General features: G+C 38.7%; 8 protein-coding genes. 5 read left to right on the top strand and 3 right to left on the bottom strand.

Annotated features, from left to right (window positions below; all coding sequences use genetic code 11):
• Positions 1–31: 31 nt before the first annotated feature.
• Together B4A24_RS18900 and B4A24_RS18895 are read right to left on the bottom strand one after the other, a co-directional pair.
• Positions 32–1,822 carry a TrkH family potassium uptake protein gene (locus B4A24_RS18900; RefSeq protein ID WP_293946560.1) on the bottom strand — a complete coding sequence of 597 codons (1,791 nt, stop codon included), beginning with the start codon at positions 1,820–1,822 and terminating at the stop codon, positions 32–34.
• A gap of 130 nt (positions 1,823–1,952) precedes the next feature.
• Positions 1,953–3,848: a hypothetical protein gene (locus tag B4A24_RS18895; RefSeq protein ID WP_293946559.1), complete on the bottom strand. Its 1,896-nt coding sequence runs from the start codon at positions 3,846–3,848 to the stop codon at positions 1,953–1,955.
• A 95-nt stretch (positions 3,849–3,943) separates the two neighbouring features.
• Here B4A24_RS18895 and B4A24_RS18890 point away from each other — a divergent pair, with 95 nt between their 5' ends.
• Both B4A24_RS18890 and B4A24_RS18885 read left to right on the top strand, forming a co-directional pair.
• Positions 3,944–4,981, top strand: coding sequence for a hypothetical protein (locus B4A24_RS18890; RefSeq protein ID WP_293946558.1), 1,038 nt, complete (start codon positions 3,944–3,946; stop codon positions 4,979–4,981).
• Entirely contained in the window at positions 4,941–7,397 is a 2,457-nt protein-coding gene (locus tag B4A24_RS18885; RefSeq protein ID WP_293946557.1) for a hypothetical protein, read from the top strand. The genes B4A24_RS18890 and B4A24_RS18885 overlap by 41 nt, the downstream gene beginning before the upstream one ends.
• A gap of 57 nt (positions 7,398–7,454) precedes the next feature.
• Here the strand turns inward: B4A24_RS18885 and rsgA are convergent, their stop codons facing one another.
• Positions 7,455–8,375, bottom strand: a complete 921-nt coding sequence (rsgA, locus tag B4A24_RS18880) for a ribosome small subunit-dependent GTPase A (RefSeq protein ID WP_172395916.1) — start codon at positions 8,373–8,375, stop codon at positions 7,455–7,457.
• A 106-nt stretch (positions 8,376–8,481) separates the two neighbouring features.
• On the opposite strand from rsgA, the gene polA reads away from it, so the two are divergent.
• Genes polA through B4A24_RS18865 form a run of 3 tightly spaced genes read left to right on the top strand, consistent with a single transcriptional unit; the run spans position 8,482 to position 13,103 of the window.
• Positions 8,482–11,286, top strand: a complete 2,805-nt coding sequence (gene polA / locus B4A24_RS18875; protein WP_293946556.1) for a DNA polymerase I — start codon at positions 8,482–8,484, stop codon at positions 11,284–11,286.
• Positions 11,287–11,294: 8 nt separating this feature from the next.
• On the top strand, positions 11,295–12,425 hold the full coding sequence (locus B4A24_RS18870; protein WP_293946555.1) for a toxin-antitoxin system YwqK family antitoxin: 1,131 nt from the start codon (positions 11,295–11,297) through the stop codon (positions 12,423–12,425).
• 24 nt (positions 12,426–12,449) lie between these two features.
• Positions 12,450–13,103 (top strand): phosphatidylserine decarboxylase family protein, encoded by a 654-nt coding sequence (locus B4A24_RS18865; protein ID WP_293946554.1) that lies wholly within the window; start codon positions 12,450–12,452, stop codon positions 13,101–13,103.
• The last annotated feature ends 7 nt before the right edge of the window (positions 13,104–13,110 follow it).

The following is a 13,110-nucleotide window of genomic DNA, read 5'->3' as shown; positions in this document are numbered from 1 at the left end:
TAAATCCTTAAACATCCAAAGGAACAAACATTTAAAACAGGATCTTTTCCTCAGGAAATATAATATTTCTGCGAGTCGTATTTTTGATAAAGGCAACCAATAACGTCAACATACCCACACGACCGACCAACATCGTCACAACAATGATCAGTTTACCACCCATGCTTAGGGAAGGTGTAACACCTAAGCTCAATCCGCAGGTCGTATAAGCAGATAATGATTCAAAAAGTAAATCTTTCATGCTTTTGTCCGGATCGGTAAAAATAAGGACAAAAAAACTCAGTCCAACGACAAGGAATGACAATAAAATAATCGCAAAAGCTTTATTGACGGATTCGCTCGCTATTCTTCGTTTAAAAATCTCGATATATTCCTTTCCCTTTGCCAAGGATATGATATTCATAAAAGACAGCGCCACAGTTGTCACTTTTACGCCACCGCCGGTAGATCCCGGAGAAGCACCCACCCACATCAATACCATGACCAGAAAAATAGTTGGCGCTCCGACAAAGCTCAAATCAATGCTATTATAACCCGCCGAACGCGCAGCATTTGCCATAAAAAAAGACGTCGCCCATTCGCCATCCCAGCCTTTTTCCAAAGAAAGGGTGTTCTTTCTTTCCAAAAAATAAAAGAAAAGTGTAGCTGCAACAATAATAATCCCATTACACAGCAAGACCAATTTGGAATTAAAACTAAAGCTCCAAGCTTTATGTTTGTAATTTTTCTTGGTGACCAAACGGTGATACCAGAGCAACAAGAACTCCTTTATATAGGTATAGAAGTTCAGCACAATTCCAAAGCCTAATCCTCCGAGAATAAACAAAGTGGACAGCGCCAGTTGGAATGGATAGTTGAACTTATAGGCCTCATTGGTGATTCCTCCTGACAAAATAGAGAACCCAGCATTACAGAATGAAGAAATGGAATGGAAGATCGAAAAGAAAATCATACTCCCCATATTGGGGAAATTAGTACTTTCCAAGGTCGTAAAGATTAATACTGCACCAAGAAATTCAAATAAAAGCGTAATAAATATTATGGTCAATAAGGTTTTTATGACTGAAGCTACTTTATTTTCTCCCAAAATCTCACCAAACATCAATTGGTTTTTGAATGAAAATCCACCGGAGAAAAAATAACCAAAGAAACCCGTAAATGTCATAATTCCCAATCCACCGACCTGTATCAATACTATAATAATCGTCTGACCGAACATGCTGAAGTTGGTCGAGATATCGGCCACCGACAACCCGGTTATGCAAACAGCACTCGTGGCCATGAACAGTGCATCTACAAAACTCAATGGCGCTTCTATCGTCGTGCGTGGCAGCATCAGCAGAACTGTCCCTATCAGGATAAGCACAAGAAAGCTAATAACAAACAGTATGGTAGGATTAAAATAAAAATTATCAAAAAAGAGGGTACTTTTAGACAGTTCAGCAATAAAAATAATATAGATACCCAAGTAAATCCATTGTTCGCGCCCAAAAACAGAAAGGGCATCGATACCCGCAAAACGGGCAACCAGAATAAAAATAAAGTAAATCAGGATGAGGAGCCCTGAGTAATGTTCAACAGCAATTTTTTTTAGTGCATAGATGGATGATGATTCCCGCAATGCAATCATAAAGAAAAGGACAAAAAATAGGTAATGAATCGTTTTCCCTAGTAGTATACCTAATACGGGGTCTGTTACATACCCTACATTGAAAATAACAATCACAGCACAAATCATGCTGGCATAAAACATGATCTTATCTACAAGACCGTTTTTATATTTGAAAACAAATCGAACGAAACTTAATATCGAATCTACCATTATAAACCGCAAACTAAGATAAATTTGCCTTTATTCAAAAATCTATCTATTTCTTCTTCATGTAGGTGCGATAATTTCACGTGAAACGGAAGTCGCTACCACTTTTCTCCACTTCATTCCAGACAATCTTCTAGCCTCCGGGATTTTCTTTCTCTAATTCCTTTTCAGCTTTTTCCCGATCCCGTTTTCGCTTTTCTTCTATTTTGGCGGCCGCTTTTTCTTCTTCTTCTTTTTCTTCTTTTAACAATTCCTCAGCAGTTTTATGCTTCTTAAATATCCCTGAGAATAATTTCTTCGCTTTTTCGACACCACTTACCACCTTTTCAACCCGATCAGCTGTATTCATCAATTTTGCCTCCCGTTCAGGCCCCAAACCAACACATTGTTTAATTCCCATGAGCAAACTTTGCCACATCGCCTTGAAAAAAGGATGATAAGGATCCCGATGCTTATTGATATGACCAACAGTGTATTTACCATACAGATCCGGATTGCCAGGATTAAACAACACCTGATTAACCATAAATGAGAGAAATCCCTTCTTTTCCCTGCGCCCATCGTCCCCTGTTTCGGAAAGAATATTGACTTTCAGATCGTTGTAATCCATTTTAAATGTACCCTTGCTCCGGTAATCATTCGCCCAAACATCAAATACGATCCGTTTCAGATTACCAGATTTAACTTCAACGTTCAGCAGTGGTCGAATCATTTTGTTGACAACCGTTAAATCCATCTGGCCAAGACTGCCTTTATAAGTATAGGCTCCCACTTTGGAAGTCATATCAAAAACAAAATTAGTGAGTAACTTGCCCGAGTTCATAAAGTTGGTGCTCAGGTTAGCACGCATAAGCTTTTGTTTGAGCAATTTTGTTGAATCATTCGTTACATTCAGAATTGTGCCATAAGTGTGATCAAAAGTAATGGTTCCAATCTGACTGTATTTGTCGCTCATCTCGGAATAAGAAACACCAATATTATCCAAAAAAAGCGAATCAATTCCTAACCGGGTCGACATTTGCATCAATTTCATATGGGGAGCATTTCCGATCTGACGCGTAGCAGTACCCTTGTAATGTTTATCACTATAAATCGAAAGCTGCCCATTTTTTAAGAATGCTTTCTGTGCATAGACCTTTTTATCTCGGGAAAGCTGCCCAAAATTAAATTCCGCTAATTGCAGGGTGTCCATTTTAAAAACAACATAACTTCCTCCTTCCCCCTTCTTTCTATAATAAGCAGCCTTGTTTAGCGTCGGTTGGTAAGCAACTTTAGTCAAAAGGACGTTCCGGTCCTTACTATTGATCTTAAGTTTATCAAAATCAATTTTATAAAAGCCATCCGGAGTTTTATAGGTAAACCCAGGGACTTCTATATCAATCATCTTCGTGTGATAAAAACGTTGTTTATCTTGTTCAGAAGTTGAATCAATAAGAACATCATCAATTCGCACTTTTACTTTTTTTATTTCAAAGTCTTGCTGTACGCCCTTTTGTACCTGCGTATATTTAAAATCAATATCATTCAAGTTGATCGCTTCAACATGGATCTTTTTTAGATTTTCCTTTATTTTCTCATATAAAGGCTTTTTAGGGCCATGACTAACTGTATCGTTATAACGGTGTACTTCATTGATTACATGGATTGTCGGTGTATCTACAGTAATATCGTGCAAGAAAAGCTCTTTGTCCATCAACACCTTACGAATACCAAAGCTTTTGATCTTAAGCTTGTTAATAGTAATCTCGAAACGATTGTCAGGAGCCTTTTCCATCCGTTCCAATTTCTTATACACTAAACTATCTGGAACTAAATGAAGATTTTCAATCGTTAGATTGCCAAGAGCCAAATTAACGTGGATATCCTCATAATGAACAGTATATAAACTGTCCGTCGCCTGCAAAACCAGCTGCTTAATTTTGGTATCCAATAAAGGCTTCCACTTATTGCTAAAATACCAGATGCTTCCAGTCAAAGCCAGAAGAATAAACACAGCAATACCAATGATCCACTTAAAAATAGGCTTCATAAAGTCACAATCTCTTTGTAATTTAGTCTTTATTTTATTGAATAACAAACCATATTAAGCCGGTTTTGTTTCAAATACTATTAAATAATGCAATTATGCAGCTCCGAATACGACTTTTTTTATTTCTCGTACCTTTTTGGCTACTTGTACTCAGTTCTTGTTCAAATTCAAAACCCGAAACAGGCTTCTATTTTTGGAAAACAGTATTTCAGCTTGACACTGTAGAACATCGCGCACTAAAGGAGGTTGCTGCTAAATCCATATATACACGAATTATGGATATAGACTTTGACCCTTCTGGTGTTCAGGCTGTGCCCGTTAGCCCCATTACCTTCTCCCAGCCAGTCCCTAAAGAACAAGCGTTAATACCAGTTGTATTTATCAATCAACGCATTTTTTCTGAAATGGACAGCTTAGAGATAAGAGCCCTAGCCAATAAAATTGTCCCATTTGTCTCTGCAAAAATTAAACAAGCTGGCAAAGAAGAATTTAATGAATTACAATTGGATTGCGACTGGACGCAATCCTCGCGTGACAAATTCTTTTATTTGCTCAAATATATACAGGAATTACCAGCCTTAAAAGGGATTGTAGTAAGTTCAACCTTAAGGTTGCATCAAGTAAAAAACACCGTTACAAGCGGTATCCCGCCAGTCAAGAAAGTGACTTTAATGTGCTATAACATGGGCAACCTACGTCAGTTTGGAAATCAGAACTCCATTCTGAATCAACAGGACCTAAAGACCTATTTGGGTGGTACACTTCGCAATTATCCTTTGGAAATGGATATCGCACTTCCCCTATTTCAATGGTTTGTAGTTTTTAGAAACAATAATTACATCGGTATTTCAAAGCATATCAGTGAACAGGATATCAATAATACAACCCTATTCACCCATAATCCCAACAGTAATTTATATATTTTAACTGTCGATCTCCCCAAAGCAAACCTCAAAAAAGGAGATGTCGTGCGCTTTGAGAAAGTAACACAAAACGATCTTTTACAAACGGCAAAATTTTTGAGGGGAGAATTGAAAGGGAAAAAACATCAGCTTATTTTTTATCATTTAGACCAAGCTACATTAGCAAATCATGGCAATGCCGAGTTACAGGAAATTATTCGTGCTTTCTAGCACTACACTTGCATTCTTCTTTGGAGAAATTGCAGTCAATATCGCATGTGGTCCTGAAGTTGACCCTTATGACAACCAGACGACTTACTATCTTCCGAATCTTGAGGACAATGGATTTTCTGCATTTCAATACATTCCTTATCAATTTTTATATACTGAAGAAGCTCCGATCAAAGAAAGTCGCGTCAATAGCGAAGCTTGGGCAAAGCACTTAGGATCAGGTGTAAATACAAAAGATATCGAACAATTGATGTACCAAAGCGATTCCGCAACATCCAATCTGGTCAGTAATCAACAAAAATCATCCTGGGGCACTCTTCCTGACTCCATCAAGGGAAACACATTTTTACAAACCTTAATTGATGGTAAACATGAGCCTGAACGCGCCTACTTTGTTTTTACAAAAAAACAAGAACCCATAACAAATGTTGAGCAAAATTACTGGGATCCCGATACACGGAATTTTAAGGAGATCGTCCAATACGCTCAACTGGCTGAAGAGCAGATCAACAAGCATAAAAAAAACAGTTTCCTTTTTGTGCGTTATGCCTATCAAGCTGCTCGCTTATATTTATTCGGACAGGAATATGCTAAAAGCATCGCTGTCTATGAAAAATATTTACAGCCGATCACAGGAAACGAGGCGATCTTAAATTGGGCGCTTTCCAACTATGCTGGAGCTGTCCGTAAAAATGGGGATGGTGCGAAAGCCGCCTATCTATTCGCTAAGCTATTCACAGCCAGTCCGGAAAGACGTGTTTTGGCCTACTCAAACTTTCATTATATCACAGCTTCTGACACTGAAATTTTTCAATATGCAGCCAATGATGCGGACAATTTTAACCTAAACGCCATTATAGGTTTCGGCACAGGTGATCGCACCATGAAATATCTAGACGCCTGTTACAGGCTTGACCCCGCTAACACCATTAATGCCGTTTTGCTAGGAAGAGAAGTCAACAAAATAGAAGGAGACATGAATGAGTCTTTTTATATCGGCTATGGAGAAAATTACAGCTATTATTCCCGAAACGAGAATAAAAACACTGTTAAACAGCACTTGGATTCCCTTCGCAATTTTGCTTTAAACCTCTATCAGGACAAAAAATACATTCAGCCACAACTCGGCCTAATTACTGCCGCTTATCTAAGCTGGATGAATAGAGAAAATGAACAGGCAAAAAAATATCTTGTCCAAGTAAAAGAAAATGAATTGAATCCTAGGTTGGGCGATCAATATCAGATTACTGTGTTGCTTACCCAGTTAGCCGACTGGCAAACCAGCAAACAGATTGATCAACCAAAGCTGGTCAAAACATTAACATGGCTAGAGGAGAAAGCCAAGCAGGATGGAAAAAACTCAAGCAACAGAAAGGAATGGAGCTATAGTGCTTTCGAATACAGCAATTATAGTTTAATCGCCAGAAACATCCTTCAAAATCTCGTCGTCAAACATTATCTCAGCACACAAGATACGGCTATGGCGAGTTTAGCAGCTGTGAAAGCCGATATCTTCTACAATTACGGCGTCGCTAAGGATTCTCTTGAAGACAACATGCAATGGTCTACCATGCATTTTTGGGAAAATAATCTCACACCTAAAACATTGTTAAAAATAAGAGCTTTATTGTCTGACAATACACAACAAAATACACTATCCCGGTTTTTACTTGAAGATATCAAGCATTTTAATCGGGATTATCTGACAGAGCTTTTAGGTACCGCATATTTACGGGAACTGGATTTCCAGAAAGCAGCAACGACGCTACAGGCGCTTCCTACGAACCACAAAATAAGGGAAATAAAGAATTGGTATAATGAAGATGAAACAGATGTTATACCCAATCCGTTTATCGTTACCGTCAATGACTATCCCAAGAAATACGGAAAAGAGAACACAACGAAACTAAAATATGCGGAGCGCATGGCGCGATTGGAAAATGCAATAAAAAGCGAAAAAAACAATCAGAAAAAAGCCGATTATTACTTTCAGATGGCTACGGGAATTTACCAGACCAGCACCTACGGAAATGCCTGGTCATTAGTTTCCTACGATTGGTCATCCACGGATAGTCATGCCGCCTCAACAATACACTGGCAGCGGAATTATTTACAGGCAAAATCAGCAAAAGAATGGTATGGCAAAGCACGTTCACTAAGCTCAGATAAAGAATTTAAGGCCAAATGTACATTTATGCTTGCAAAATGCGAACAGAAAGATTTTGTTTATAAAGAAGACACACGCTGGAAATATTATGATTCTCCATTGAAAAATCCGTTCTATCGCTTTTCGCTGCAGAATAAGTATTTTAGGGAACTTAACACACAGTATAAGGACACTCCATTTTTCAATACCGCTTCAAGGGAATGTACTTATCTAAGAGACTATATAAATCTTACACAAGCCTTAAAATAAAGACGCTCTTTCCTTTAAATAAAGAAAGGCTTCCAAATGTGTGGAAGCCTTTCTTTATTATGCTCTACTATCTTCATTATGATACATACTGAGATAACTATCGTAACGGGATGATTCAATCTCGCCTTCCTCGACAGCTTCCATAATGACACATCCCGGTTCGTTGATATGTCGACAGTTATTGAACCGACATTGGTTCATCAACGCACGCATCTCAGGGAAAAAGTGAGACAGTTCTTGTTTTTCGATATCCACAATTCCCAATTCGCGAATGCCGGGTGTATCAATCAGTTTTCCCCCAAATGGTAAATCAAACATTTCCGCAAATGTAGTCGTATGCTTCCCTTTATCTGACCAATCCGAAATTTCACCGGTTTTCAAACCATATTCTGGTACAATAGCATTAATCAACGTAGATTTGCCTACACCGGAATGCCCCGACACCAATGTAATCTTATCCTGAAGCAATTCCTTAACAAGATCGATATTTTTTCCTGTCAACGCCGATACCTCATAGCATGGATAACCTATCCGTTCATAAATGGCTTTATACTCGGCCAATATTTCTAGGCCCTCATCACTAAAAAGATCGAGTTTATTAAAAATAAGCACTGCCGGTATGCTATAAGCTTCAGTGGTCACCAAAAAACGATCGATAAAGCCCAGCGATGTTGGTGGAGAAGCTAAAGTAACCACCAGAAAAGCTTGATCTAAGTTAGCACCAATAATCTGCGTTTGTTTGGATAGATTGACCGACTTTCGAATAATATAATTGCGGCGGGGTTCCAGTTCACGAATGACAGCACTTTCAAGATCCGGTTCCACATCGAAATGTACCCAATCTCCCACAGCCACAGGGTTGGTTGTTTTAATTCCTTTGGTACGAAACTTTCCTTTGATCCGGCAATCATATCGCTTGCCGTCTTCGCCCAAAACCTGATACCAGCTACCCGTGGACTTTGTTACCAATCCTCTCATAGAACCTCTTGCATTAAATGTGTCATAGCACAAAAATCGGAAAAATTTATTAAACTTACGGTTTGATGAATTTCTTACCTTTGTAAGGAGACTAAAATTCAATTTTGTGAAAAAACTATTTCTTTTAGATGGAATGGCTCTTATATATAGGGCATATTTTGCATTGAGCAAGACCCCACGTATCACCTCTACAGGGTTGAATACTGGGGCAATCATGGGATTTACCAATACACTATTGGAGGTATTGAAAAATCAGCAACCTTCTCATATAGCGGTAGTGTTCGACACGGCTGCACCTACAGCACGCCATATTGAATTTGAAGCCTATAAAGCACACCGCGAAAAAATGCCCGAAGATCTTTCGGCTTCTATCCCATACATCTACCGACTGATTGAAGGATTCAATATCCCGATAATTACCATGGACGGTTATGAAGCCGATGATATCATCGGAACATTGGCAAAAAAAGCGGAGCAAGAAAACTTTCAAGTCTACTGTATGACACCTGATAAAGATTTTGGTCAACTTGTCTCGGACAATATTTTTATTTACAAGCCCGCCCGTATGGGTAATGGAGCCGAAGTACAGGGAGTGAAAGAAATCCGAGAAAAATGGGAAGTCACTGATGTCTGCCAGGTCATTGACATTTTGGGTCTATGGGGTGATGCAGTAGATAATATTCCAGGAATTCCTGGCATTGGAGAGAAGACCGCAAAGAAATTAGTGCAAGAATTTGGTTCAGTTGAAGGAATAATAGCCAACGCCGATCAGCTTAAAGGCAAAATGCGTGAAAATGTCGAAAATTTTGCAGAACAGGGATTGATCTCAAAAAAATTGGCGACAATTCTATTGGACGTCCCCGTTGAGCTTGACGAAAAAGCATTGGAACTTGAGGATCCAAATAAAGATATTCTCGAGCCCCTCTTTGCTGAGCTGGAATTTAGAACGCTTGGAAAAAGAGTTTTTGGAGAAGATTTCTCCATACTTGAAAAGAATAGCCCTTTGAACGGACAAATGGATTTATTCGCTGTACAAACGACAACGGTAACAACGACTACAGATATCGCAATAGAAGTTTCGAATGAAAATATCGCCTTAAAAAACATTCATAATACTGCGCACGAATACACTTTAATTGATACGACCGAAGAACAAGAAAAGCTTGCCAAGGAGCTTGCGGCAAAGGAGAGCTTTTGTTTTGATACTGAAACAACAGGATTAGACGCAAACCTTGCTGATGTTGTTGGACTCTCTTTTTCATTTGAAACGGGAAAAGCATACTATATTCCCACGCCAGCAAATCGAGAAGAAGCACAGCGCATCCTCAACATTTTTAAACCTGTATTGGAAAATCCAGCAATTGAGAAGATCGGTCAAAATATCAAATACGATATTTTATTATTGGCCCGATATGGCATTAAAGTTCAGGGAACTCTATTTGACACCATGTTAGCGCATTACCTCATTGATCCCGATACAAGACACGGAATGGATGTGCTCGCTGAAAACTATTTAAATTACAGCCCTGTTTCAATTACCGAGCTCATTGGCGAAAAAGGGAAAAAGCAAGGTAATATGCGTGATGTCGAATTCGAGCAGATCAAAGAATATGCGGCCGAAGATGCGGATATTACACTGCAGCTTAGAAACATATTTCAACCTCTTTTAGTGGAAACAGACACGTTACAATTAGCCCAGGAGGTTGAATTTCCACTTGTCTATGTACTAGCAGAAATAGAACGGAATGGCGTAAAGATTGATGTCCCTGCTTTAGGAGAATTTTCTAAAACCTTAGAGCAGGATATTCGGAATCTCGAAGACTCTATATTTGAAAAAGCGGGAGTTAACTTCAATATCGCCTCGCCAAAACAGTTAGGTGAAGTATTATTCGACAAGCTCCAATTGGATCCGAAGGCAAAAAAAACAAAAACGGGACAATATAAAACTGGTGAAGATGTTTTATTGGCGTTGGCACATAAATCGGATATCGTTCAGGACATTTTAAATTTTAGGCAATTACAGAAATTAAAATCCACTTACGTAGATTCATTACCCGAATTGATCAATCCAGAAACTGGCCTCATCCATACGTCCTACAATCAGGCTGTTGCCGCAACAGGCCGTTTGAGCTCCACCAACCCAAATCTGCAGAATATCCCAATCCGGACGGAAAGAGGACGGGAAGTGAGAAAAGCATTTATTCCCCGCTCAGTGGACAATGTGATCTTATCCGCCGATTATTCACAGATCGAATTGCGCCTGATTGCGGAATTGAGTAAAGATCAGAATATGATGGAAGCTTTTAGTCAAGGTCACGATATCCATCGCGCTACGGCAGCGAAAGTTTATAACATGGCTTTCGACGAAGTAACGTCCGAACAACGACGCAATGCGAAAGCAGTCAACTTTGGCATTATTTATGGCCAATCCGCCTTTGGTCTATCCCAAAATCTAGGTATTTCACGTAAAGAAGCAGCGGACATCATTAATGAATATTTCAATCAATATACGGGTATCAAGAAGTATATGAGTGATGCTGTTGAATTTGCCAAAGAGAAAGGGTACGTTGAAACAATTTTAAAGCGCAGACGTTATTTGAGAGATATTAATTCCGCAAATATGACCGTTCGCGGATTTGCTGAACGAAATGCGATCAATGCACCGATTCAGGGCTCAGCAGCAGATTTAATCAAGATTGCTATGATTGCGATACAAAAAGAAATCGAACAGCAGGGACTCATAGGTAAAATGATTATGCAGGTGCATGATGAGCTGGTATTTGATGTTCCGAGACAAGAGGTTGAAGCATTCAAAACCATTATTCTGGACAAAATGACAAACGCGATTTCAACAACCGTTCCATTGGTCGTTGAAATCGGAGAAGGTAAAAATTGGCTTGAGGCACATTAAATTTTGTTATGACTAAAAAATTCATTTATATACTGTTGTTGTTATCCTCATTCTGCTTTAAGAATATTCAGGCGCAAGAAGATAAACCTGTATTTTACGAAAAATTAGATCAGGGATTAATTCGTTTCTATTTTGATAAATATTATTATCTGGCAGCAAAAGATTGCGAATTCAAAACAATTGAACGCGTCAGCAAATTTGATTTCACAAAGCAAATTTTCGAAGGGGAATTTCGTGATTTTGCCCCCAATGGCAATCGCTTGCTTATCGGAAACTATAAGGATGGTAAAAAAGAAGGCCTATTTCAAGCTTTTCACCCAAATGGCGTGCTGAAATGGGAAATAAATTTTAAAGACAACTACCCTATTGGCGATTGGAAATATTATTATCCCGATGGGAAGCCATTATTGACAGTCAGCTACGGCGATTTTGGATATTTCATCAAAGATTATTGGGATAACAGGGGGAAACAGGAAGTCGTTAATGGTGAGGGCAACTACGAGTTTGCAATACCATTCGAAGGCTTTACCGAATTTGGTTATGATTTTTATTTGCGCAAAGGGAAAGTAAAAGGTGGAAAACCACAAGGGAATTGGAACACCTACTTTTATAATGTGGGACAGCAGCCGATTTATGCAATGACACAACGGTTTGTTAATGGACAAATTACGGTTACCTACGATGACAATGGGGAGCTTCCAATCGAAGATTTTCAGTCGTTGAGTATTCTTCCATACGATTATTTCGTCCGTGCAGAATTACTAAACAGTAAATCCTGTAGTTTTGATGACTTCTCAAATTTCTATGCGTTTCTTGCCAAACGTTTTACTGATGGAATCAATAAAAGCGGAATCGCAGTTACCAATCAATTAAATTTCTCTTATGAAGTTGAGGTGAAAAAAACAGGAGCAGTCAATATGCGAAGCCTCAAGCTCAATGTAGACTCCAGTAATGAAAATTACCATAATATTTTGAACCGGATTGCGAAAGGCATAGATTTTTATTTTCCAACCTATAAACAAGATCAACCTCAGGACGATACGATTAAAGTTTCCGGAAGCATTGCAACAGCAAGTGATGGAAAGGTCTATACGCATTCAATTAAAATTGAAAGACAAATCGACAATTCGAGTAAATAATTATCTTTGCAGAAATAAATAGATATGAAATTCCATAAAGAAGGATATACTACCTTAGCGATTGCTATACTTTTTATCTTTATCATCAATGCCGTTGCGGATTATTATGATGCATCACAGTATGTAAAATGGTTTATTTATGCCCTTTCAGCATTCCTATTCATCACTGTTGTCCAGTTTTTTAGAAGTCCCAAGAAAGTCGTTAGTCCACAAGATGGTACAATCTTATGCCCTGCAGATGGAAAAGTTGTGGTTATCGAAGAAACCGAAGAAAACGAGTATTTTCACGATAGAAGGATACAGGTCTCTATTTTCATGTCTCCCGTCAATGTCCATGTGAATCGAAATCCCATTAGTGGTCTGGTCACTTTTTTCAAATACCATCCAGGGAAATTTTTGGTTGCCTGGCATCCAAAATCCTCTACAGATAACGAAAGAACGACTGTCGTGGTGAAAGATAAAGAAGGAAGGGAAGTTCTCTTTCGTCAAATCGCCGGCGCATTAGCCCGCCGCATTGTTTGGTACGTAAAGGAAAATGATCAGGTTGTACAAGGCAACGAGTTCGGTTTTATCAAATTTGGTTCACGTGTCGATCTATTTCTACCGCTAGGAACAGAAATCAATGTGAATATTGGCGATAAAGTTACTGGGGCCAAGACCATTATCGGAAAATTTTAACAATTTA

The organism is Sphingobacterium sp. UBA7249, from assembly GCF_002472835.1.
GTDB lineage: Bacteria > Bacteroidota > Bacteroidia > Sphingobacteriales > Sphingobacteriaceae > Sphingobacterium > Sphingobacterium prati.
The sequence above is the reverse complement of the archived record's forward strand: the minus strand, read 5'-3'. Positions and strand labels throughout refer to the sequence as shown.